The sequence below is a fragment of the Leifsonia sp. 2MCAF36 genome (assembly GCF_052115525.1).
Taxonomy (GTDB): domain Bacteria; phylum Actinomycetota; class Actinomycetes; order Actinomycetales; family Microbacteriaceae; genus Leifsonia.
On the sequence record NZ_JBFRGV010000006.1, the window covers coordinates 1 to 21755 of the forward strand.

Consider the following 21755-nt stretch of genomic DNA (forward strand, 5'->3'; position numbering starts at 1 on the left):
CCAACACCACAGCGATCTGCGGAATCCGCAAACCCTGCCCCCACAACGCCTCAATCTTGCCGCGCTCCACCACCGACAACCGTGTCCCGACCATGAGCAGAATCCTCCCGGATCAGCCCGTTGCATCCACCACTAGACCCAGCCCGGCGAAAGTGTGTAAAAAGTGTGGACTCGGCGGCGGGGCTCTGGCCCAGGAGTAGGGACCGGCGGCGGGGCTCAGGCCCAGGAGGCGGGACCGACGGCGGGGCTCACGCCCAGAAGGCGGCGATGCGGGGCGCGAGGGATGCGGCCTGCGCGTGCCCGGCGCGGGCAGCGGCAGGCCGTAGGGTCGGATCCATCGCATTCGGGCCGAACAGGTGCTCCGCCTCGGCATCCGGGAAGATCGTCTCGACCCGGCTCCCGGCCGCGCGCAACGCGTCGACCTGCGCGGCGAGGTGGGTGCCCCATCCGGCCGGCACCAGCGACCGCCCGCCGAACGGCGAGAGCACCAGGACACGGGCGTAGCCGGAGGCGAGGTCCGCGTTCTCGGCGTTCGAACGGAAGCCGCCGTCGAGGTAGCGCTCGTCGCCGATCCGGAGCGGCAGACCGCTGGAGCAGCTCGCCGCGATGGCGTCGGCGAGGTCGACCCCGCTGTCCCGGTCGAACAGCACAGGGTCGCCGGTGCGGGCGTCGATCGCGGTGAGGATCACCCGGCGGTCGGGCCACTCCTGACGAGGCAGGCGTGCGGCCACGATGGTGCGCCACTGGTCCGACCAGGAGCCGTCGGATGCAGCATCCAACTCGAGCGCCGACGCGCTCAGGCGACGGCGGTAGTCGTCGGCATCCGCTGAAACCGCGATCGTCGACGTCAGCCGCTCCAGGTGATTGGCCCCCGGCCGGGCAGGAGCGCGCCCGCCGGATGGCGCAGGAGGGATCTGCCGAGGTGGCGGAGCAGTGAGAGTTGCGGCGTACAGCTCGGCCGGGTTCGCTCCGGCGATCTGCGCTGCGGCGGTCGAGCCGGCCGAGGTCCCGACCGTGAGGTCGGGTGCGGTGATGTCCACCCCGGCATCGTAGAGCCCGGCGATGACGCCGATCAGCCACGCGTTGCCGGTCGAACCGCCGCCCCCGAGGACGAGGGCGCGATCGCGCGCAGTGGCGGACGCAGAGGAGAGCAAAGAAGAGGAAGGTGTTGTGTTCATGGGAGTCGCCTTTCGTGCGAGCCGTATCGGCGCTCCCGGTGGCGACTACCTCAGTCGCGTGATCGTGGACTGCAGGGGAGCGCCCACTGTTGATGCTGCGTACATGGGTCTCACCTCCTGCCGGTCGATAACGATCGCCTGAACACTAGCATGCGCGACGTCGCCGTGCGCGGATCGGGGTCAGCGGGTGGCGTCGAGGAGTTCGTCCTCGACGTCGGCGTCGGTGCGCTTGGCGCGGCGGCGGCGCTCCCGGTCGGCGGCGCGCGCCTTCTCGGCGGGGTCGTCCGAGTTGAGCTTGCGGTACTCGGTCACCAGGGCGTAAGCCAGGCCGAAGAAGCCGATCAGCGCGAAAATGATCCACTGGATCATGTACGACCAGTGGAGGCCCTCATCCTGGGTCGGGGGAGAGGTCACCGTCGGTGTCGGGGCCGTGGCCGGAGCCGGGTCCTCGCTGTCGAGCAGCCCGTAGGCGCCGGTGTACACATCCGCGCCGTCGAGCTTCTGCTTCACGACGGAGAGCTGGATGGTGCCCACCTGGTCACCGGTCGCCGAGCGTCCCGGAATGGCCGGCTCACTGGCCTTGAGCCGCGAGACGACGCTCACGGAACCGGCCGGCGCGGCGGGGACGTGATCCGGTGCGTCGGTCTTGTTACCGGTGGGGACCCATCCACGGTCCACGATGAACAGGGAACCGTCGGCAGTCCGCAGCGGGGTGAGCACCTCGAACCCCGGGCTCCCGTTGAACGGTCGGTTGCGGACCAGGAGTTGCTGGTCGCGCTCGTACGTGCCGGTCACGATGACACGCCGCCACTCCTGCTTGGCGGAGAACGACCCGAGCGTCGGCAGTTCGTCGGTCAGCGCGACCGGTTTCGAGTCGAAATTCTCGGTGACCAGCGCGTTCGCCGCCGCGGCCTCCTTGCTGCGGGCCAGTTGCCAGTTCGAGAGGAAGCCGCAGGCGATGGCGAACACGATCGCGAACGCCAGATAGCCGAGCCAGCGGCGCGAGAAGGCGAACCGCCACCCGGTGGTGCCGGAATCGTCCACCCGACCGTCCCGGCTCACGCGATCGTCCTGGCGTCGTCCGGCTCGCTCGCGGACACCACCCGGAGCGGGAAGTCGCGCGCCGCGAGGAACTCGCGCAGGAACTCGACGTGCTCGTCGCACGCCAGCCAGACCTTCACGCGGTCGGCCGAATGGATGCGCGGGTTGCGCCACTCGATCCGCCACGATGCGGTCTCTCGACAGCCGGCGCGCGAGCAGGTCAGCGGCGCGGGCTCGCCCATACCGATCACTGGCCCATCCTGCTCACTGGCCCTCCCGGTCGTCCTCTCGCGGCCCCGGGGGTGGGGGCGCCATAGGAACGATACTGCCTGGACGCTGGACGTCGACCCGGCCCTGCTCCACCGACACGTTCGCGATCACCACAGCGAAGTACGGGAGGAAGATCGCGGCGACCAGCGGAACGGCGGCCCACCAGCCGGGCACGATGACCGCCAGGATCAGACACAGCACGCGCACGCCCATAGCGACCGAATATTTGATCATCCGGTGCTTTCGCTCCTCATCGGGAGAGAGGGGGAGACTCGTGATCGGCGGGGCTGAGGTCTTCTTCATGTGCGTTGAGTCCAGCGTACGTCCATAAACTTGGGTTCGGCCCCGCTGGGGTCGAATCCGCAGAAAGCTGTTTTTCCTGAAGGGAAGCGCATGACCACGCCACGCACCGTCCTCGTCACCGGAGGCAACCGGGGGATCGGCTATGCCATCGCCGAGGAGTTCGTCGCCCAGGGTCACCGGGTGGCGGTCACCGCGCGTTCCGGCCAGGGTCCGGAGGGTGCGCTGACGGTGCGCGCGGACGTCACGGACGCCGCCTCGGTCGACGCGGCGTTCACGGAGGTCGAGGAGAAGCTCGGTCCGGTGGAGGTCGTGGTCGCGAACGCGGGCATCACCAAGGACACGCTGCTGATGCGGATGACGGACGAGGAGTTCGACTCGGTCATCGAAACGAACCTCGGCGGCGCGTTCCGTGTCGTCAAGCGTGCGAACAAGGGGATGCTGAAGGCGCGTTTCGGCCGGATCGTCCTGATCTCCAGCGTCGTCGGCCTGTTCGGCGGAGCCGGCCAGGTGAACTACGCGTCATCGAAGGCGGGCCTGGTCGGCATGGCGCGCTCGATCACGCGCGAGCTCGGCGCTCGCGGAATCACGGCCAACGTCGTCGCGCCGGGCTTCATCGAGACCGACATGACGGCCGAACTGCCCGAAGCCCAGCAGGCGGAGTACAAGAAGAGCATCCCGGCCGGCCGTTTCGCGTCGGCCGCCGAGGTTGCGAAGGTCGTCACCTGGATCGCCGGCGACGACGCCGGCTACATCTCCGGCGCCGTCATCCCCGTCGACGGCGGCCTCGGGATGGGCCACTGACCGTCAACGCTTCCTCACTTAATCCGCGGAATCGGCCCGGATTCCCGGACTAACCGAGGAAGCGATGGTGAGGGGCGGGAGGCCGGCAGGGGTCAGCCGCGGAGGCCCAGGAGGGGGAGCACCTGGGAGAGGTCGGGGCGGTCGATCACCAGGTCCGCCTCGGCCCGCACCTTGGGCTTGGCGTTGAAGGCGACGGCGAGGCCGGCCTCCGCCATCATCCGCAGGTCGTTGGCGCCGTCGCCGATCGCGACCGTCTGACGCAGGTGGACGCCCGCGGCGGCCGCCCAGAACAGCAGCGCTTGCGCTTTGGCGGCCGCGTCGATCACCGGACCGTCGACCTCCCCGGTGAGTACACCGCTCCGGACCACCAGACGGTTCGCCCGCCAGTGGTCGAGCCCCAGCCGCTCGCCGATCGGGTCGAGCAGTTCGTGGAAGCCGCCGGAGACGACACCGACCACACCGCCCGCGGCCTGGACGCCCGCGATCAGCTCCGGGACGCCTTCGGTCACCCTGATCCGCTCGCCGACATGGTGGAACACCGACGCGGGCAGGCCCTTCAGGGTACGGACGCGCTCACGCAGGCTCCGCTCGAAGTCGAGCTCGCCGCGCATCGCGCGTTCGGTGATCTCGGCGACCTCCGTGCGCGACCCGGCCTCCTCCGCCAGCAGCTCGATGACCTCGTCCTGGAGCAGCGTGGAGTCGGCATCGAGCACGACGAGGACGGACGCTGTTCTGTGCGTGGGCTCGCTCATGGAACGACGTGCACGCCCTTGCCGACGACGGTGATGCCGGAATCCGTCACGGTGAAGCCGCGAGCGCGGTCGCGGTCCGGGTCGACGCCGATCTGCGCACCCTCGGCGACCACCACATCCTTGTCCAGGATTGCGCGGCCGACGAACGCGTTCGGCTCGATGACCGCGCGCTCGAAGACCACCGAGTCGATCACCTTCGCGCCGGAGTCGACCTTGGCCCACGGCCCGAGCACACTGCGCTCGAGGTGGGCTCCCGAGATGACCGAACCGAGCGAGACGATGGAGTCGATGGTCGTGCCGAGCGCGCCGCGCCCGTCGCGCACGATCTTGGCGGGCGGGGAGTTCAGCACCTGGCTGAAGATCGGCCACCTGCTGTTGTAGAGGTTGAAGACCGGCAAGGCGGAGATGAGGTCCTGGTGGGCCTCGAAGAACGAGTCGATCGTTCCAACATCCCGCCAGTAGTAGCGGTCGCGGTCGGTCGACCCGGGAACGTCGTTGTTGCTGAAGTCGTAGACCGCCGCCTCGTTGCGCGCGACGAAGTCCGGAATGATGTCGCCGCCCATGTCGTGGTTGGAGTCCGGCCGGTCGCCGTCCCGCACCACCGCGTCGATCAGCGCGTCGGCGTCGAACACGTAGTTGCCCATCGAGGCGAGCACCTCGTTCGGCGAGTCGGGCAGGCCGATCGGGTCGGTGGGCTTCTCGCGGAACGCGGCGATCCGCGAGGGGCGGTCGGCCTCCACCTCGATGACCCCGAACTGATCCGCGAGCCCGATCGGCTGACGGATGGCGGCAACGGTGGCGGGTGCGCCGGAGTCGATGTGCGCCTGGATCATCTGGCCGAAGTCCATCCGGTAGACGTGGTCGGCGCCGACGACGGCCACGATGTCCGGCTTCTCGTCCCGAAGCAGGTTGAGGCTCTGCAGGATGGCGTCGGCCGAGCCGCTGAACCAGCGCTTGCCGAGCCGCTGCTGGGCGGGCACGGAGGCGATGTACGAGTTCGTGATGCCGTCGAGGCGCCAGGTCTGCGACACGTGGCGGTCGAGGCTGTGGGACTTGTACTGGGTGAGCACCACGATCTGGCGCAGCTGTGAGTTGATCAGGTTCGATAACGCGAAATCGATGAGACGGTACTGCCCACCGAACGGGACGGCGGGCTTCGCCCGGTCCGCCGTCAACGGCATCAGCCGCTTTCCCTCTCCGCCCGCGAGGACGATGCCGAAGATCTTCTTGCCTGGTGCCATGTCCATAACAGTAGAGGCGAAGTGTTCCCTGTACTAGCGTTTTGGTCATGCGCGTCGACCTACTGACCCGGGAGTACCCGCCGGACATCTACGGCGGAGCCGGGGTGCACGTGACCGAACTGGTGCGAGCCCTGCGAACGGATACCGAGGTGATCGTGCGCGCCTTCGGGGAACCGCGAGACGAACCGGATACCGCGTCGTACCGCGTCCCCGCGGAGCTCGCTGACGCGAACGGCGCGCTCGCCACCCTCGGTGTGGACCTGCAGATGGCGCAGGACTGCGGGGGAGCGGATGTCGTCCACTCGCACACCTGGTATGCGAACGGGGCCGGCCAGCTCGCGAAGCTGCTGCACGGCGTCCCGCATGTCGTCACGGCGCACAGCCTGGAGCCGCTGCGCCCCTGGAAGGCCGAGCAGCTGGGCGGCGGCTACCGCGTGTCCAGCTGGATCGAGAAGACCGCCTTCGAGTCCGCCGACACCGTCATCGCGGTGAGCGAGGGGATGCGGCGCGACATCCTCGCCTCGTACCCGAACCTGGACCCGACGAAGGTCGTCACGATCTACAACGGCATCGACCTGGAGCGCTGGCAGCCGCTTCGGGACGACGACAGGGCCCGCGCCCTCGGGATCGACCCCGAGCGACCCGCTGTCATCTTCGTCGGCCGCATCACCCGCCAGAAGGGCCTGCCCTACCTGCTGCGGGCCGTGCGCCGGCTGCCACCGGAGGTGCAGATCATCCTCTGCGCCGGGGCGCCGGACACGAAGGAGATCCTCGCCGAGGTGACCGGTCTCGTCGAGCAGCTGCAGAGCGAACGCGACGGAGTGGTGTGGATCGACCGCCTCCTCCCGAACGACGAGCTGCGGATCGCGCTCACCGCATCCACCGTCTTCGTCTGCCCGTCGATCTACGAGCCGCTCGGGATCGTCAACCTGGAGGCCATGGCGTGCGGTCTGCCGGTGGTCGGAACGGCGACCGGGGGCATCCCCGAGGTCATCGTGGACGGCGTGACCGGCCGGCTCGTCCCCATCCAGCAGCTGCAGGACGGCACGGGCACGCCGACCGACCCGGAGCGCTTCGTCGACGACCTCGCCGCTGCCCTCACCGAGGTCGTCAGCGACCCGGCGCGCGCCGCCGAGATGGGTCGCGTGGGGCGCGAGCGGGCGGAGACATCGTTCAGCTGGACGACCATCGCCGAGCAGACCCGGGACGTCTACCGGTCGCTGGCCAACCGTCACTGATGGCCGCCACGCGCAGGTAGGCTGGAAGACATGGCCGACAGCGTTCTCCGACTTTCCGACGTGTCCGTTGTGCGGGACGGCAACCCCGTCCTCCAGGGAATCGACTGGACGGTCGAGCCGGACGAGCGGTGGGTCATCCTGGGTCGGAACGGCGCCGGGAAGACGACGCTCCTGCAGATCGCGGCCGCCGCGCTGCACCCCAGCTCAGGCGAGGCCGTCGTGCTGGGCGAGTCGGTCGGCCACACCGACCTGGCGGAGCTTCGCCCGCTGCTCGGCTTCGCGTCGAGCGCACTGGCACGGCGCATCCCGCGCAACGAGCGCGTCCTGGATGTGGTGATGACCGCCGCCTACGCGGTGACCGGCCGCTGGAACGAGCTGTACGAAGAGATCGACGAGCGTCGCGCCCGCCGCGTGCTCGCCGAATGGCATCTCGACCACCTCGCCGAGCGGAGCTTCGGCAGCCTCTCCGACGGCGAGCAGAAGCGGGTGCAGATCGCCCGCTCGGTGATGACGGACCCGGAGATCCTGCTGCTCGACGAGCCGGCCGCCAGTCTCGATCTGGGCGGCCGCGAGGAGCTGGTCTCGTTGCTCGGCGGCTACGCGCGCGACCCGAAGTCGCCCGCGATCGTGATGGTGACCCACCACGTGGAGGAGATCCCGCAGGCCTTCAACCGCGCCCTGCTGCTGAAAGACGGCCGGATCGCCGCGCAGGGCCCCATCGACGAGGTGCTCACCAGTGAGAACCTCAGCGACACCTTCGGCATCGATGTCGAGCTCAGTGCGGCCGACGGCCGTTACACGGCACGCGCCACCTCCGGCGAATGACCGCGACGCGCCCGGCCATCTGCTAAACTCGATAGCTGGCCCCGCCGGGCCGAAAGCTTTCCGTCCTCACGCCGACCGGCGCGGACACGACCGAACACTACACGCAACAAGGAAGTCCTGATGAAGACTGGCATCCACCCCGACTACGCCCCGGTGGTTTTCCGCGACCTGGCCTCGGGTGCGACGTTCCTCACCCGCTCCACCGTCTCGAGCGACAAGACCATCGAGTGGGAAGACGGCAACACCTACCCGGTGATCGACGTCGAGATCTCGTCCGAGTCGCACCCGTTCTACACGGGCAAGCAGCGCATCATGGACTCCGCCGGCCGCGTCGAGAAGTTCAACTCGCGCTACAAGAACTTCGGCAAGTAACCCGCCGAGTTCGCCGCTTACGACGAAGGCCCCCGTCTGTTGGACGGGGGCCTTCGTCGTGGGGGCGGCGGCGGTTGCGTCGTGTCGTTGGGGCGGCGGCGGTCGCGTCGTGTCGTTGCGGGCGGCGGCGTTGCGTCGGAGATTCGCCGCCGTGCGTCGGAGATTTCGCCCGATCCTCACCGGTTTCTCCGACCTACCGCGGTCAGTCGGAGAATCGGGCGTCAGTCTCCGACGCTGGTGAGAGACCACGTACAGAGCAGCACGAAGGCCCCCGTCCACGGACGGGGGCCTTCGTCGTTGCTCGCGGGACGGGTCAGGAGGTGCTGTAGGTGATGCCCGCGTTGGCGGCCGCGACGCCGATGATGATGGCGACGATGATGCCCAGGGCGAGGGCCACGAAGCCGATGATGATGGCCGCGAGGGCGAGGCCGCGGCCCTGCTCCCCGGTGCGCTTGATCTGCGAGAGGGCGACGAAGCCCAGGATGATGCCGAGGATGCTGATGAAGAAGGTCGCGATGAAAGCGACGATGGACATGGTGTTCCAGCCGGGCTGCGCAGGGGCGCCATACGGCTGGGCGTACTGGGGCTGCTGCGGCGGGAGGGGCTGCGGATTCAGATTCGAGTCGCTCATAGGGCAGACAATAGCGCCTGGAGCAGACTCACCAGTAGCCCCCAGGTAGAGGGAGGCCTCAGCGCAGCGGCCAGGCTCCGGAGGTGGTGAACTGGGGGTCGCGCTCCCGCCGCATGTAGTCCTGGAAGTCGGCCGCCTGCTCCCGGCACCAGTCGACCTGACGCAGGTGCAGCTCGGCGGCCTCCAGCGCGAGAGCCTCGGCGTGGATGCGCGCCAGCGCTTGGGCGACCCGGCCGGCAGCGATCGCGTCCGCGCCCGCGTCGTGGGCGGCGAGCAGGTCGACGCCATAGTGCGTCGCCGTGACGGTCAGCGTCCGCTTGCCGCGGCGGAACTTGTCGACGGCCTTGTCGATGACCAGCGGGTCGATGATCGGGCCGGGGGAGACCAGCGGGGCGACGTCGTAGCGGCGGGCCTCCCGGTCGAGCAGGGTGAAGTCGTAGGGAGCGTTGTACGCGACGACGGGGATGTCGCGGTCGAACAGGCTCCGCAGCTGCGCCACGATCGCGGAGACGGCGCGGGCCGGCTCCATCCCGAACTCACGGGCCGTCTCGGTGGTGATGCCGTGGACCGCTGTCGCCTCCGACGGAATCTCCACGCCCGGGTCGACGAGCCAGTCCCGGCGGTGGAGCACCTCGCCGGTCTCGTCGAGAAGGCCCACGTGGGCGGTGACGATCCTGGCCGATTCGACGTCGATTCCCGTGGTCTCCAGATCGAAGACGCCGAGACGGTGGTGCCAGGTGCTCATGTCCCCAACGCTAGGCAGGACCGCCGTCATCGCGCGGATGGCACGCCGAAGTGCTTGCTGTTGCGGTTGACACGCCGTGCTGGGGCGCGACTGCGAGCACCTCGGCGACGGGCGGTGCGTCAGTCGCGGCGGGGCTCGATGTGCAGCCAGTAGAAGTTCTGCGTGCCGAGGGTCAGCGTGAAGCGGCCGTCGTCCGCGATGGTCGGGAACTCCGCGCCACCGAACAGGTCGTACAGTGCGCGCCCTGCGAGCTCCGGCGCCTCCAGGGTGACGGAGACGGGATTGTGCGCGAACGAGAATACGCACAGCACGTCCTCCGGCTGGTCGCCGAAGTGCGTGCCGCTGCCCGCGTAGGTGCGCACGAACGCCAGCACCGACTCGTGGTCCGTCGGGAGGACGCGGATGTCGCCGAGCCCGAACACCGGGTGCGCCTTCCGCACGTGGATGACGTTCCGGATCCAGTGCAGCAGCGAGCGGGACTGCGCGAGCTGCGCCTCCACGTTCACCTGGTTGTAGTGGAACACCAGCGACTGCACGACGGGCAGGTACAGCTTGCCCGGATCGGCGCTGGAGAAGCCGGCATTGCGGTCCGGCGTCCACTGCATCGGGGTGCGTGAGCTGTCGCGGTCGGGCAGCCAGATGTTGTCGCCCATCCCGATCTCGTCGCCGTAGTAGAGGAACGGGCTTCCGGGCAGCGAGAACAGCAGCGCGTGTGCGAGCTCCAGCTCGGCGCGGGAGTTGTCCAGCAGCGGAGCGAGCCGGCGCCGGATGCCGATGTTGGCGCGCATCCGCGGGTCGTACGCGTACCAGCCGTACATCGCCTGGCGGTACTCCTCGCTCACCATCTCGAGCGTCAGCTCGTCGTGGTTGCGGAGGAACACGCCCCAGGCCGACCCGTCCGGCACGTCCGTGGTCTCCGACAGGACGCGGACCAGCTCGCCCGCCTGCTGCGACCGCAGCGCGTAGAAGATGCGCGGCATGACGGGGAAGTCGAAGGCCATGTGGCACTCCGGCTCCTCTTCGCTGCCGAAGAATGCCGCGACCTCGCGCGGCCACTGGTTCGCCTCCGCGATCATGATCCGGCCGGGGTACTCGCGGTCGACCCACTCGCGCAGCTTGATGATGAACTCGTGGGTCTTCGGCTCGCCCTCGCCGTTGCCCTCGTCGGACTCGTAGAGGTAGGGGATCGCATCCAGCCGGAACCCGTCGACGCCGAGGTCCAGCCAGAACTTGACCATGTCGTACATGGCCTCGTGCACGGCCGGGTTCTCGAAGTTGAGGTCGGGCTGGTGCGAGAAGAAGCGGTGGAAGTAGAACTGGCGGCGCGCTTCGTCGAAGGCCCAGTTGGAGTCCTCGGTGTCGACGAAGATGACGCGGATGTCCGGCCACTTCTCGTCCGTGTCGTTCCACACGTAGAAGTCGCCGTACGGCCCATCCGGGTCCGAGCGCGACTGCTGGAACCACTCGTGCTGGTCGGACGTGTGGTTGATCGGCAGGTCGATGATGATGCGCATGTTGCGCTCGTGGGCCTTCGTCACGAGCTCGCGGAACTCGTCGATCGTGCCGAACTCGGGGAGGATCGCCTTGAAGTCGGAGACGTCGTAGCCGCCGTCGCGCAGCGGCGACTGGAAGAACGGGGGCAGCCAGAGCGCGTCGATGCCGAGCCACTGGAGGTAGTCCAGCTTGGAGGTGAGCCCCGCGATGTCGCCGGAGCCGTCGCCGTTGCTGTCGACGAACGACCGCACCATCACCTCGTAGAACACCGACCGGCGGTACCACTGCCGGTCGAGGGCGAGACCGGGCAGCGTGATGGGCGCGGTGAAACTCACGGTTCTCCTTGTGGCGACAGCGTAGAGCGGGGGATGGGACGCGGACACAGGGTGGGTGCAAGCGATTGCGTTCAGCAGAGTCTAGGGCGTCGAGGCCGTGGCCTGTCCAGTCCGCTTCCGGACGCGCCGCCTAGACTGTGAGGCGATGTCTCTCACCTCACCCTACGCCGCCGCTCTGGAGCGGGTCGCTGTGCGCGAAGGGGCTCTGCGCATCCTCGGTTCGACCACCCGGTTCTGGGATTACGGCGACCCGGATGCGACCACCACGCTCGTGCTCGTCCACGGTTTCCGCGGCGACCACCACGGCCTGGAACCGGTGGTCGCGCAGCTTGAAGGGGTGCGGATGGTGTCGCCCGATCTGCCGGGGTTCGGTGCGTCCACGCCGATGACCGAGGCGCCGCACGACATCGACGGCTACGGCCGCTGGCTGGGGGAGTTCGTGGCCGGCCTCGACCTGCCCGCGGGTGGGCGTCTGGTGCTGCTCGGGCACTCCTTCGGGTCGATCGTCGTCGCCGGTTCGCTGGCCGCCGCGTCACAGGCCGCTGGGTCCCAGGCCGCCGCGTCGCAGACCGCTACGTCACAGGCCGCTGCCGCGTCGCAGACCGCTGGGCCGCTGGCCGCCAGGCCGGACGCCGTCGTGCTCGTGAACCCGATCGGCCAGCCCGCGCTGGAGGGACCGCGCGGCATCGCCACCCGCCTGGCGATCTTCTACTACTGGCTCGCGGCGGTGCTGCCAGAGCGCCTCGGCTTCGCCCTGCTGCGCAACCGGGTGATCGTGCGGGCGATGAGCGTGGCGATGGCGAAGACGAGGGATGCGTCCCTCCGCCGCTGGATCCACGACCAGCACGACCGCTACTTCTCCGCCTTCAGCGACCGCGGGGTGGTGCTGGAGGCGTTCCGCGCCTCCGTCTCGCACGACGTCAGCGAGTACGCGGCGCGGGTGCCGGAGCCGACGCTGCTGGTCGCGGCCGAGAAGGACGACATCACGCCGATTGCGGCCGAATACCGGCTGCAGACGCTGTTCCCGCAGGCGGAGCTGGTCGTCATCCCGGATGTCGGACACCTCATCCACTACGAGACGCCGGTGACCGCCGCCGAGGCCATCCGCCGATTCCTGGCCGACGGGGTGGACGCGTGAGGGTCCTCTTCGACTGCCGCTACACCCGCATCGGCCGCCACGACGGGATCAGCCGCTACACCGCCGGGCTGGTTGCCGCGCTCGCCAAGCTGCACCCGGTCACCATGCTGATCAGCGACCACCGTCAGCTGGAGCTGCTCCCCGACCTGCCGTGGCAGCTCATCCCGTCGCCGACCTCGGCGCGGGAGCCGTGGGTCGCACGCACCGTCAACAAGTTGAACCCGGACATCGTCTTCACTCCCATGCAGACGATGGGCGGCTTCGGCCGCAAGTACCGGCTCGTGCTGACCGTGCACGACCTCATCTACTACCGCCACCCGACGCCACCGCGCGACCTGCCCGCGTTCGTCCGCGGGCTATGGCGGCTCTACCACCTCGCCTGGTGGCCGCAGCGGATGCTGCTCAACCGCTCCGACGCCGTCGTCACCGTCTCGGAGACCACGAAGGGCCTCATCGCCGAGCACCGGCTGACCAAGCGGCCGGTGTACGTCGTGCCGAACGCGGCCGACCTGCCGCCGGTCGCGCCGGGGCGCGCCGAGCGCAGCGCTCCCGAGACGAAGAGCCTGGTCTACATGGGCTCGTTCATGCCGTACAAGAACGTCGACACTCTGGTGCGGGCCGTCGCGCTGCTGCCCGACTACACCCTCCACCTGATGAGCCGGGTGACGGATGCGGAGCGGCAGCGGCTCACCGAGCTGGCGCCGGGTGCACGGCTGGTGTTCCACAACGGTGCGAGCGACGAGGACTACGCGGAGACGCTCGCCGCGGCGACCGCGTTCGCGTCCGCGTCGCACGACGAAGGATTCGGCATCCCGCTGCTGGAGGCGATGACCCTCGGCACGCCGGTGCTTGCCAGCGACATCCCCATCTTCCGCGAGATCGGCGGGGAGGCGGCACTGTACTTCGCGCCGGACTCGGCCGAAGAGGTGGCGGCGCGGGTGCGGCACCTCGAAGAGGACGGCGTCTGGGCCGCCCGATCGGCCGCAGGCCGCGCGCAGGCGCAGCGGTACACATGGGACGGTTCCGCCGCCCGCCTGCTGACCGTCCTCACCGCGACGGAGTCGCGCCGCCACTGACCCGCCCGTCCGCCCGCCCGCCCGCCCGCGCCCGGCTGCGCCGGGCGTGCATCTGGTGGACGCAACACGCCGTTAGGCGGGTGGGCGTAACGGCGTGTTGCGTCAACTAGATCGCGCGGCAGGGTCACATGACGGACGCGGTGTAGAGGTCGCGGTCCTCCGGGCCGAGGTTGAAGCGGTCCAGGGTCAGCTCGCCGTCGTCGTAGATGAAGCGGTGCACGGAGCCGTTCGGGATCAGCTCGCCGGGCCCGGGGAGTGCGTGGTCGGTGACGTGGCGGACCAGCGACGAGATGACGCCGCCGTGGCTCACCACGATGACGTTCTCGCCGGGGTGCCGCTCGCCGAGGTCGCGCAAGGCCGGGAGTGCGCGTGCGACGACCTCCTCGCGCGTCTCGCGGCCGGGGACGGGGGTCCCTTCCGGCCAGCGGTCGAGGATCTGCGCGCCGGTCAGCCCCTCCGCCTCGCCGTAGTTCCGTTCTGCGACCGCCGGCAGCCGATGCGGGTCATCGAGGCCGACGTGTCCGGCGATGATCCGCGCCGTCTCCAGTGCCCGGGACAGCGGGCTGGCGTAGATGGCGTCGAATCGACCGCCCGAGAGCGCCCGCCCGGTCGTCTCCGCCTGGGCGCGTCCCGTGCGGTTGAGCGGGATGTCGCTGGAACCCTGGATGCGCTTGGCGAGGTTCCAGTCGGTCTGTCCGTGCCGAACGAGGGAGATGAAGGTCACGCGCGTCCTTTCGCTGTGGGACGCGATGACGCTCATCCAGCGGTCAGCAGCCCAGCGGAAGGTCAGCCCAGCCGCTTGGCCAGCTCGACCAGCGTCTCCGTCGTCCCGCCATCCAGCTTAACGGTCGCGCGGCCGTCGCCTTTGGTCTGGCCGCGGTTGACGATGACGATCGGAAGCCGACGTCGGCGCGCCTCCTCCAGCAGCCGGATGCCGGAGTTGACCGCCAGGGACGAGCCCGCGATGACCAAGGCCTCCGCCGACCGCACCAGCGCGCTCGCTTCGCGGTACTTCTCTGCCGGGACGAACTCGCCGAAGAACACGACGTCGGGTTTGAGGTGACCGCCGCAGACGGTGCAGTCCGGCACGACGAAGGAATCGATGTCGGTGACGATCGCGTCGCCGTCCGGGGCGATCTCGACCGCGCCCTCGGCGTCGAGCCACGGGTTGGCGGCGTCGATGCGGGTGGTGATCGCCTCGCGTGCGAAGATCTGGCCGCAGACCAGGCAGACCACCCGATCCATCGCGCCGTGCAGGTCGACCACGCGGCGCGACCCGGCCTCCTTGTGCAGGCCGTCGACGTTCTGGGTGATAACGCCGTTCGCAGCGCCGGATGCCTCCAGCGCAACCAGCGCCCGGTGGCCGTCGTTCGGGTGCGCGGCGGCGAAGCGCCGGTAACCGAGGTGGCTGCCCGCCCAGTACCGCTTGCGGTAGCGGTCGTCGGCGAGGAACTGCTGGAAGGTCATCGGCGAGCGTTTCGGCGCACCTTCGCCGCGGTAGTCCGGGATTCCGGAGTCGGTGGAGACGCCCGCACCGGTCAGTACCGCGAAGCGGCGGTCGGCGAGCAGCTCGACGGTCTGGTCGATGCCGCGCGCGAGCTCCGCGGGAAGCGCGGTCGTCAGCGTGGTCACATCCACCTCCAGATCCTCTCCGAGTCTAAACACCGCAGTTTTCCGATTTGTTTCGCGGGCCTGGCAATGTTGAGGCCATGCTCCTGCACCGCATCGACGATCTGGAGGCCGACGGCCTCTCCGACTATTCACGCCTGACGGATGTGGCGCTGCGCCGCGTGACGGAGCCGGCGGGCGGTCTGTACATCGCGGAGTCCACGAAGGTGATCACCCGGGCGCTGGCGGCCGGCCACCGACCGCGGTCCGTTCTGCTGCAGGAGCAGTGGCTGTCGGACGTCGAACCGCTGCTCGCTCCCTATCCCGAGGTTCCGGTGTTCGTGGGGGATGCGGCCGTGCTGGAGCGCCTCACCGGCTACCACCTGCACCGCGGCGCGCTGGCGGCGATGCACCGGCCGGAGCTCCCGGATCCCGCCGACCTGCTGCGGGATGCGCGTCGTGTGGTGGTACTGGAGGACATCGTCGACCACACCAACGTCGGCGCGATCTTCCGCGCGGTCGCAGGTCTCGGGGCGGACGCCGTGCTCGTCACGCCGCGCTGCGCCGACCCGCTGTACCGCCGCAGCGTCCGCGTGAGCATGGGCACGGTGCTGCAGGTGCCGTGGACGCGCCTGCCGGAGTGGGATGAGGCGGTGCCGCTCCTGCACGACGCCGGCTTCGACATCGCGGCGCTCGCCCTCGCCGACGACGCCGTCACGCTCGACGACTACGCCGCCGACCCGCCGGAGCGGATCGCGATGGTCTTCGGCGCCGAGGGCGACGGGCTGAGCCGGCGAGCGCTGGCGGCGGCGGACACGGCGGTCACCATCCCGATGCTGCACGGCGTGGACTCGCTCAACGTCGCGTCGGCGTCCGCGGTGGCATTGTGGGCGCTGCGCGCGCGTTCTCAGCCGCCGCATCGGTAGTCCCGGCTAAAATCCGAGGGTGCCCCAGCAAGTTCTCGTCGATCCGCCGCGCCGTGTCTCGCGCAAGGTGTACCGCCGTCGGCGGGTTTTCGTCTTCGGTCTGCTGACCGCTCTGCTGGTCGCCTTCGTGTACGTCGTCGGCTCGCTCGTCGCGCCCGTTCCGGCGACGGCCGCCGTGACCGCCCACGACAAGACGCTGACGCAGCCGGCTGTCCAGCTGGCCTGGCCGGGGTACGGATCGGCCGCGGTGGTCGCTCCCGACTATCCCGGCGCCTCCGCCTCGCACGGCGGAGACGCGAGCGTGCCCATCGCCAGCATCACCAAGACCATCACCGCCCTGGTGGTGCTGGAGAAGAAGCCACTGAACGGTGACGATCAGGGGCCGAGCATCGCGTTCACCCAGAAGGACGTGGACATCTGGCACCAGGTGGTCGGCGCGGGCGGATCGTGGGCTCCGGTCGTGGCGGGCACATCGCTCACCGAGAAGCAGGCGCTGGAGGCGATGCTTCTCCCGTCGGCCAACAACTACGCGATCTCGCTCGCGAACTGGGCATTCGGCTCCAGCGACGCGTTCGCGAAGGCGGCAAACGACTGGCTCGCGCAGAAGGGGTTCACCGCGACGAAGATCGTGACCCCCGACGGCCTCGACCCGCGCAACGTCAGCGACACAAAAGACCTGATCGGGATCGGCAAGCTGGTGCTCGATTCCCCGGCCCTGTCCTCCATCGTCTCGCAGAAGAACGCCACCCTCCCCGGGGCGGGTTCGCAGGACAACACCAACACGCTCCTCGGCTTCGAGGGGATGGACGGAATCAAGACCGGCAACACCGACGAGGCCGGCAACTGCCTCCTGTTCTCGGCGCAGGTGCCGGTCGGGACGACCAAGGTGCGCGTGCTCGGCGTCGTGCTGGGAGCCCCGACCGACGACGACCTGCGGGCCGGCGTGCAGGCGCTGCTGACGAGCATGAAGGGCGGCTTCCACCAGGTCACGCCGGTCGAGAAGGGCCAGGTGTTCGGGACATACACGACGGCCTGGGGTGCCGCGTCGAAGCTGATCGCGACCGAGTCGAAGACGTTCGTCGTCTGGTCGGACACGCCCATCCAGGTCGACCTGCGAACCCGCCCGCTGTCGTCGGGATTCACCGGCGACATCTTGGGCCAGGGCACGTTCACGCTGAACGGCAAGACCGCGACCGTGCCGCTCGCGCTGGCGAAGGACGTTCCCGACCCGGGCTTCGGCTGGCGCCTCGCCCACCCGGGCGGCCTCGGCACCTAGCCGCGCACATCCATGGCCGCGACACGCCGTTATGCGTGGCGCGGAACGGCGTGTCGCGTCCCACAGATGAGCGCGTCGCGGGTCAGTCGCCGCCGAGGAGGAATGGGCCGGCGTCGGGGCGCTTCGCCGTGACATGGTCGCCGGACGACTGGTGCCGGATGCGGCGCACCACCCACGGGACGAGGTACTCCCGCGCCCAGGAGAAGTCCTCCGAGCGCGCCTGACGCCAGGTGCGCGGGGGCAGCGGCTCGGGATCGAGCGGCTGCAGGTCGTTCTCGACGTTCAGCGCGGCGAGCACCATCCGGGCGACCGTGTGGTGCCCGAGCGGCGCCAGGTGCAGACGGTCCGGTGCCCACATCCGCTGGTCCTGGATGTCGGTGAGCGCCCACTGGTCGGCCACGATGCAGTCGTACCGGGCGGCAACGGCGCGGACGTTCTCGTTGTAGATCGCCACCTTGCCGCGGATGCCGCGGAAGACGGGGGAGAAGCCCACATCGACACCGGTGAACACCACGATCGTGGCCCCGTCGACGCTCAGCCGGGAGACCGCCTCGTCGAACAGCTGGGCGATGAGGTCCGGGTCGGTGCCCGGGCGGATCACGTCGTTGCCGCCGGCCGAGATCGTGATCAGGTCGGGGCGGAGGGCGACAGCCGCATCCACCTGCTCGTCGACGATCTGCTTGATCAGCTTGCCGCGCACCGCCAGATTGGCGTATGCGAAATCCTGGGTCTGCCGGCTGAGCACCTCCGCGACCCGGTCTGCCCAGCCGCGGTGGCCGCCGGGGCTGCGCGGCTCGGGGTCGCCGATGCCCTCGGTGAACGAATCGCCGAGAGCGACGTAGCGGGACCACGGATGCTGTGCTTCGGCCATTGCTCCATTCTGCATCGGACGACGGTGTCGGTGGGCTCGGGTAGATTTGATCCAAGTGGAGACGACAGCAAAACCCGAGCCGGATGAGACCGACGCGCCCGCGCGGGGTGGGTTCGAGCATGGTGGTCTTGAACTGGGCAGTCTGGAACACAGCGGTCTGGAGCCGGGCGGTCTCGATCGGCCCGGCGTCCACGCCGGAAGCTTCGCTGCCGAGCACCTGTCGCCGTCCTTTCCGGAGCGCGCCGCCTGGGGCACGGCAGGCAAGTTGCGTGCCTGGCAGGCCGAGGCGCTCGACGCCTACTTCGTCAACGAGCCGCGCGACTTCCTCGCTGCCGCGACGCCGGGCGCCGGCAAGACCACGTTCGCTCTCCGGCTCGCGACCGAGCTGCTGTCCCGCCGGGTGATCGAGCGTGTCACCGTCGTCGCACCGACCGAGCACCTGAAGCGGCAGTGGGCGGAGGCGGCCTCGCGCGTCGGCCTGCACCTCGACCCGGACTTCAAGAACTCCGACGGACGCTACGCCCGGCACTATCGCGGCGCCGCCGTGACGTACGCGCAGGTCGCGATGCGTCCCTCCCTGCACAAGGACATCACCGAGGCGCACAAGACGCTGGTGATCCTCGACGAGGTGCACCACGGCGGCGACGCGCTGAGCTGGGGTGACGGCATCCGGGATGCGTTCGAGCGCGCCACCCGTCGGCTGTCGCTGACCGGGACGCCGTTCCGCTCGGACACGGCGCCGATTCCGTTCGTGACGTACCTGCCGGACCGCCAGGGCATCCGCACGTCGCTCACCGACTACAACTATGGCTACGGCCGCGCCCTCGAGGACGGCGTCGTGCGTCCCGTGCTGTTCATGGTCTACGCCGGGCACATGCGCTGGCGCACCAAGACCGGCGACGAGATGGAGGCGCGGCTCGGCGAGGGCAACACCAAGGACATCACCGCGCAGGCGTGGCGCACCGCACTCGACCCGCGCGGCGAGTGGATCCCGGCCGTGCTGTCGGCCGCCGACCGGCGTCTGACCGAGGTGCGCAGCTCCATCCCGGACGCCGGCGGTCTCGTGATCGCGACCGACCACTACACCGCCCGCGCCTACGCCGACCTGCTGCACCAGATCAGCGGCGAGCCGGTCACGGTGGTCCTCTCCGACGAGAAGGAGGCGAGCGACCGGATCGAGGCGTTCGCCAAGAGCGAGTCGAGGTGGATGGTCGCGGTCCGGATGGTGTCGGAGGGCGTCGATGTGCCGCGACTCGCCGTCGGCGTGTACGCGACCAGCGCATCCACACCGCTGTTCTTCGCGCAGGCGATCGGCCGTTTCGTTCGCGCGCGACGCCGCGGCGAAACGGCCTCGGTGTTCCTCCCGAATGTGCCGGCGCTGATGGCGCTGGCGAACGCGATGGAGCTGGAGCGCGACCACGCACTCGACCGGGTGACCGACGAGAACGCCGAAGGCGACCTGTGGAACCCCGAGGACGCCATGGTCGCCGACGCGAACCGCGAGGAGCGGGCGTCCGAGGCGCTGACCGAAGAGTTCGCGTTCGAGGCGCTCGGGTCGGAGGCCAATTTCGACCGCGTCCTGTACGACGGCAAGGAGTTCGGCGGGTTCGCCGTGCCAGGGACGGACGAGGAGCAGGACTTCATCGGCCTGCCGGGCATCCTCGAACCGGACCAGGTGCACGAGCTGCTTCTGCAACGCCAGCAGCGGCAGGCGCGCCGCCACTCGTCCCGGCCGCCGGCCGCTGAGGGGCACCCGCCGGCCCCGCTGCACCGGACGCTGAAGGAGCAACGGCAACTCCTGAACAGCCTGGTCGGCCTCTACTCGAAGAACTCGGGTGAGCCGCACGGACTCATCCACGCCGAGCTGCGACGCGTGTGCGGGGGACCGGCCGTCGCGCAGGCGAGCGTGACGCAGCTCCAGTCCCGCATCGACTTCCTGCGGAAGCGGCTCGGTGCGCATTAGGGTCGCCGAACCTTCCTGGCGGTCGGCGCGACGGGTTCCTAGGCTGGACGCATGAGCGAGACGACGGGGAGTACCGGCTCGATGCCGGAGCAGCATGAGGACGAGCCGCACCGGGGCGGACTGTCGCAGCGGCTGAACTGGCTGCGCGCGGGCGTACTCGGCGCCAATGACGGCATCGTCTCCGTCGCCGCGGTCGTGGTCGGTGTCGCCGGCGCGACCAGCTCGGTCCCGGCCATCGTCACCGCCGGGCTCGCGGCACTGGTCGGTGGTGCCATCTCGATGGCGCTGGGGGAGTACGTGTCGGTCAGCAGCCAGCGCGACAGCGAGCGGGCGCTGATCGCCAAGGAGCGCCGGGAGCTCGCCGAGATGCCCGATGAGGAGTTGGATGAGCTGACCGGCCTGTACGAGGCGCGCGGCCTCTCGCCCGCCACGGCCCGCCAGGTCGCCGTCGAGCTCACCGAGCACGACGCCCTGGCCGCGCACCTGTCGGCCGAGCTGGGAATCGACCAGAACGACGTGGTCAGCCCGTGGCATGCCGCGCTGGCCTCGGCCGTCGCCTTCACGTGCGGCGCGATACTGCCGATGCTCACCATCCTTCTTCCGGCGGGGCTGCGCATCCCGGTCACGTTCGTCGCGGTGCTGGTCGCACTCGCGATAACCGGCTACCTGGCGGCGTGGATCGGGGGCAGTTCGCGCGGGCGTGCGATGCTACGAGTGGTGGTGGGCGGAGCGCTCGCGCTGGCGGCCACCTTCGTGGTCGGCTCGCTTCTCGGCACGACGGTCGCCGGGTAGGCGACCGTCCCGGGCGGCGGAGGAAGGATTCGGGACATGGTGGACGCGGAGAACACGATCGACACGGCCGCCGGGGTCGTTCCCCAGACGGCGCTCCGCGACAAGGCGGCGATCGTCCACGACTGGCTGCCCCGCTACACGGGGACCCCGTTGGAGGAGTTCGGCGACCACATCCTGCTCACCAACTTCGGCGACTACGTCGAGCGGTTCGCCGAGTGGTACGGCACCGAGGTGCGCGGGCTCGACCGCTCGATGCCGAACGCGACCGCCGACGGCATCACCATGGTCGACTTCGGGATGGGCAGCCCCAACGCCGCCACGATCATGGACCTGCTCTCCGCCGTGTCGCCGAAGGCGGCCCTGTTCCTCGGGAAGTGCGGCGGGGTGAAGCGCAAGAGCCAGCTCGGCGACCTGGTGCTCCCGATCGCGGCGATCCGCGGCGAGGGCACATCGAACGACTACCTGCCGCCCGAGGTGCCCGCGCTCCCGGCGTTCCAGCTGCAGCGTGCGGTCTCCTCCACCATCCGCGACTTCAAGCAGGACTACTGGACGGGCACCGTCTACACGACCAACCGCCGGGTGTGGGAGCACGACGAGACCTTCAAGGAGTACCTCCGGCGGACGCGGTGCATGGCGGTCGACATGGAGACGGCGACGGTGTTCGCGGCCGGCTTCGCCAACCGCATCCCGAGCGGCGCGCTGCTGCTCGTCTCCGACCAGCCGATGACGCCGGAGGGCGTGAAGACGGCGGAGAGCGACCGCGGGGTGACGCGAGACTTCGTCGAGCACCACATCCGGATCGGTGTGGAGGCGCTGCGCCTGGTGCGCCGCAACGGCCGCAGCGTGCGCCACCTCCGCTTCGAAGACGACTAACCCCGC

General features: G+C 69.7%; 23 protein-coding genes. 11 read left to right on the forward strand and 12 right to left on the reverse strand.

Going from position 1 to position 21755, the window contains the following annotated elements:
• Nucleotides 1–248: 248 nt before the first annotated feature.
• The 4 genes from AB4079_RS10050 to AB4079_RS10065 all read right to left on the reverse strand — a co-directional run bounded on the left by AB4079_RS10050 (nt 249) and on the right by AB4079_RS10065 (nt 2792).
• Nucleotides 249–1178: a patatin-like phospholipase family protein gene (locus AB4079_RS10050; RefSeq protein WP_441787159.1), complete on the reverse strand. Its 930-nt coding sequence runs from the start codon at nt 1176–1178 to the stop codon at nt 249–251.
• 180 nt (nt 1179–1358) lie between these two features.
• Entirely contained in the window at nt 1359–2240 is an 882-nt protein-coding gene (locus AB4079_RS10055; RefSeq protein ID WP_441787160.1) for an SURF1 family cytochrome oxidase biogenesis protein, read from the reverse strand.
• Entirely contained in the window at nt 2237–2461 is a 225-nt protein-coding gene (locus tag AB4079_RS10060) for a hypothetical protein (protein ID WP_441787544.1), read from the reverse strand. The genes AB4079_RS10055 and AB4079_RS10060 overlap by 4 nt, the downstream gene beginning before the upstream one ends.
• A 22-nt stretch (nt 2462–2483) precedes the next feature.
• Nucleotides 2484–2792 (reverse strand): DUF3099 domain-containing protein, encoded by a 309-nt coding sequence (locus tag AB4079_RS10065; protein ID WP_441787161.1) that lies wholly within the window; start codon nt 2790–2792, stop codon nt 2484–2486.
• Between the two features lie 90 nt (nt 2793–2882).
• Between AB4079_RS10065 and fabG the strand changes: the two genes are divergently transcribed.
• On the forward strand, nt 2883–3593 hold the full coding sequence (gene fabG / locus AB4079_RS10070; RefSeq protein ID WP_441787162.1) for a 3-oxoacyl-ACP reductase FabG: 711 nt from the start codon (nt 2883–2885) through the stop codon (nt 3591–3593).
• A gap of 92 nt (nt 3594–3685) precedes the next feature.
• Here fabG and serB read toward each other — a convergent pair whose 3' ends face one another.
• Nucleotides 3686–4345, reverse strand: a complete 660-nt coding sequence (gene serB, locus AB4079_RS10075; protein WP_441787163.1) for a phosphoserine phosphatase SerB — start codon at nt 4343–4345, stop codon at nt 3686–3688.
• Complete coding sequence (locus AB4079_RS10080) at nt 4342–5586, reverse strand: glucose-1-phosphate adenylyltransferase (RefSeq protein ID WP_441787164.1); 1245 nt, start codon at nt 5584–5586, stop codon at nt 4342–4344. The genes serB and AB4079_RS10080 overlap by 4 nt, the downstream gene beginning before the upstream one ends.
• Before the next feature lie 47 nt (nt 5587–5633).
• Between AB4079_RS10080 and glgA the strand changes: the two genes are divergently transcribed.
• From glgA to AB4079_RS10095, 3 genes are all read left to right on the forward strand, one after another.
• Nucleotides 5634–6824, forward strand: a complete 1191-nt coding sequence (glgA, locus tag AB4079_RS10085) for a glycogen synthase (protein WP_441787165.1) — start codon at nt 5634–5636, stop codon at nt 6822–6824.
• Between the two features lie 30 nt (nt 6825–6854).
• A complete protein-coding gene (locus AB4079_RS10090) occupies nt 6855–7649 on the forward strand; it encodes an ABC transporter ATP-binding protein (protein ID WP_441787166.1) in 795 nt (264 codons plus the stop codon).
• A gap of 120 nt (nt 7650–7769) precedes the next feature.
• Entirely contained in the window at nt 7770–8021 is a 252-nt protein-coding gene (locus tag AB4079_RS10095) for a type B 50S ribosomal protein L31 (protein WP_441787167.1), read from the forward strand.
• Between the two features lie 313 nt (nt 8022–8334).
• On the opposite strand, the gene AB4079_RS10100 is transcribed toward AB4079_RS10095, so the two are convergent.
• The 3 genes from AB4079_RS10100 to treS all read right to left on the reverse strand — a co-directional run bounded on the left by AB4079_RS10100 (nt 8335) and on the right by treS (nt 11226).
• A complete protein-coding gene (locus tag AB4079_RS10100) occupies nt 8335–8652 on the reverse strand; it encodes a DUF4190 domain-containing protein (RefSeq protein ID WP_441787168.1) in 318 nt (105 codons plus the stop codon).
• Between the two features lie 58 nt (nt 8653–8710).
• Nucleotides 8711–9397 carry an exonuclease domain-containing protein gene (locus AB4079_RS10105; protein WP_441787169.1) on the reverse strand — a complete coding sequence of 229 codons (687 nt, stop codon included), beginning with the start codon at nt 9395–9397 and terminating at the stop codon, nt 8711–8713.
• 119 nt (nt 9398–9516) lie between these two features.
• A complete protein-coding gene (gene treS, locus AB4079_RS10110) occupies nt 9517–11226 on the reverse strand; it encodes a maltose alpha-D-glucosyltransferase (RefSeq protein ID WP_441787170.1) in 1710 nt (569 codons plus the stop codon).
• A 145-nt stretch (nt 11227–11371) separates the two neighbouring features.
• Between treS and AB4079_RS10115 the strand changes: the two genes are divergently transcribed.
• Nucleotides 11372–12364 (forward strand): alpha/beta fold hydrolase, encoded by a 993-nt coding sequence (locus tag AB4079_RS10115; RefSeq protein WP_441787171.1) that lies wholly within the window; start codon nt 11372–11374, stop codon nt 12362–12364.
• Nucleotides 12361–13440, forward strand: a complete 1080-nt coding sequence (locus AB4079_RS10120) for a glycosyltransferase family 4 protein (protein ID WP_441787172.1) — start codon at nt 12361–12363, stop codon at nt 13438–13440. The genes AB4079_RS10115 and AB4079_RS10120 overlap by 4 nt, the downstream gene beginning before the upstream one ends.
• 124 nt (nt 13441–13564) lie before the next feature.
• Here AB4079_RS10120 and AB4079_RS10125 read toward each other — a convergent pair whose 3' ends face one another.
• Both AB4079_RS10125 and AB4079_RS10130 read right to left on the reverse strand, forming a co-directional pair.
• Entirely contained in the window at nt 13565–14164 is a 600-nt protein-coding gene (locus AB4079_RS10125) for a histidine phosphatase family protein (RefSeq protein ID WP_441787173.1), read from the reverse strand.
• A gap of 62 nt (nt 14165–14226) precedes the next feature.
• Complete coding sequence (locus AB4079_RS10130) at nt 14227–15072, reverse strand: Sir2 family NAD-dependent protein deacetylase (protein ID WP_441787545.1); 846 nt, start codon at nt 15070–15072, stop codon at nt 14227–14229.
• A 77-nt stretch (nt 15073–15149) separates the two neighbouring features.
• Between AB4079_RS10130 and AB4079_RS10135 the strand changes: the two genes are divergently transcribed.
• Together AB4079_RS10135 and AB4079_RS10140 are read left to right on the forward strand one after the other, a co-directional pair.
• Nucleotides 15150–15974, forward strand: a complete 825-nt coding sequence (locus AB4079_RS10135) for a TrmH family RNA methyltransferase (protein ID WP_441787174.1) — start codon at nt 15150–15152, stop codon at nt 15972–15974.
• Between the two features lie 19 nt (nt 15975–15993).
• Nucleotides 15994–17250: a D-alanyl-D-alanine carboxypeptidase family protein gene (locus tag AB4079_RS10140; protein WP_441787175.1), complete on the forward strand. Its 1257-nt coding sequence runs from the start codon at nt 15994–15996 to the stop codon at nt 17248–17250.
• Between the two features lie 82 nt (nt 17251–17332).
• Here the strand turns inward: AB4079_RS10140 and AB4079_RS10145 are convergent, their stop codons facing one another.
• Nucleotides 17333–18121 carry an SGNH/GDSL hydrolase family protein gene (locus AB4079_RS10145; RefSeq protein WP_441787176.1) on the reverse strand — a complete coding sequence of 263 codons (789 nt, stop codon included), beginning with the start codon at nt 18119–18121 and terminating at the stop codon, nt 17333–17335.
• Between the two features lie 157 nt (nt 18122–18278).
• On the opposite strand from AB4079_RS10145, the gene AB4079_RS10150 reads away from it, so the two are divergent.
• From AB4079_RS10150 to AB4079_RS10160, 3 genes are read left to right on the forward strand one after another with little or no spacing between them, the layout of a single operon-like run.
• A complete protein-coding gene (locus AB4079_RS10150; RefSeq protein WP_441787546.1) occupies nt 18279–20084 on the forward strand; it encodes a DEAD/DEAH box helicase in 1806 nt (601 codons plus the stop codon).
• Between the two features lie 51 nt (nt 20085–20135).
• Nucleotides 20136–20876 carry a VIT1/CCC1 transporter family protein gene (locus AB4079_RS10155; protein ID WP_441787177.1) on the forward strand — a complete coding sequence of 247 codons (741 nt, stop codon included), beginning with the start codon at nt 20136–20138 and terminating at the stop codon, nt 20874–20876.
• Between the two features lie 36 nt (nt 20877–20912).
• Nucleotides 20913–21749 carry an AMP nucleosidase gene (locus AB4079_RS10160; RefSeq protein WP_441787178.1) on the forward strand — a complete coding sequence of 279 codons (837 nt, stop codon included), beginning with the start codon at nt 20913–20915 and terminating at the stop codon, nt 21747–21749.
• Nucleotides 21750–21755 lie beyond the last annotated feature (6 nt).

Excerpts from the sequence above, each read along its gene's own strand:
- serB (WP_441787163.1), bottom strand. The coding sequence starts at position 4,345 with ATGAGCGAGCCCACGCACAGAACAGCGTCCGTCCTCGTCGTGCTCGAT.
- AB4079_RS10050 (WP_441787159.1), bottom strand. The coding sequence starts at position 1,178 with ATGAACACAACACCTTCCTCTTCTTTGCTCTCCTCTGCGTCCGCCACT.
- AB4079_RS10145 (WP_441787176.1), bottom strand. The coding sequence starts at position 18,121 with ATGGCCGAAGCACAGCATCCGTGGTCCCGCTACGTCGCTCTCGGCGAT.
- AB4079_RS10100 (WP_441787168.1), bottom strand. The coding sequence starts at position 8,652 with ATGAGCGACTCGAATCTGAATCCGCAGCCCCTCCCGCCGCAGCAGCCC.
- fabG (WP_441787162.1), top strand. The coding sequence starts at position 2,883 with ATGACCACGCCACGCACCGTCCTCGTCACCGGAGGCAACCGGGGGATC.
- AB4079_RS10060 (WP_441787544.1), bottom strand. The coding sequence starts at position 2,461 with ATGGGCGAGCCCGCGCCGCTGACCTGCTCGCGCGCCGGCTGTCGAGAG.
- AB4079_RS10105 (WP_441787169.1), bottom strand. The coding sequence starts at position 9,397 with ATGAGCACCTGGCACCACCGTCTCGGCGTCTTCGATCTGGAGACCACG.
- AB4079_RS10090 (WP_441787166.1), top strand. The coding sequence starts at position 6,855 with ATGGCCGACAGCGTTCTCCGACTTTCCGACGTGTCCGTTGTGCGGGAC.
- AB4079_RS10095 (WP_441787167.1), top strand. The coding sequence starts at position 7,770 with ATGAAGACTGGCATCCACCCCGACTACGCCCCGGTGGTTTTCCGCGAC.
- glgA (WP_441787165.1), top strand. The coding sequence starts at position 5,634 with ATGCGCGTCGACCTACTGACCCGGGAGTACCCGCCGGACATCTACGGC.
- AB4079_RS10160 (WP_441787178.1), top strand. The coding sequence starts at position 20,913 with ATGGTGGACGCGGAGAACACGATCGACACGGCCGCCGGGGTCGTTCCC.
- AB4079_RS10135 (WP_441787174.1), top strand. The coding sequence starts at position 15,150 with ATGCTCCTGCACCGCATCGACGATCTGGAGGCCGACGGCCTCTCCGAC.
- AB4079_RS10080 (WP_441787164.1), bottom strand. The coding sequence starts at position 5,586 with ATGGCACCAGGCAAGAAGATCTTCGGCATCGTCCTCGCGGGCGGAGAG.
- AB4079_RS10065 (WP_441787161.1), bottom strand. The coding sequence starts at position 2,792 with ATGAAGAAGACCTCAGCCCCGCCGATCACGAGTCTCCCCCTCTCTCCC.
- AB4079_RS10115 (WP_441787171.1), top strand. The coding sequence starts at position 11,372 with ATGTCTCTCACCTCACCCTACGCCGCCGCTCTGGAGCGGGTCGCTGTG.
- AB4079_RS10155 (WP_441787177.1), top strand. The coding sequence starts at position 20,136 with ATGAGCGAGACGACGGGGAGTACCGGCTCGATGCCGGAGCAGCATGAG.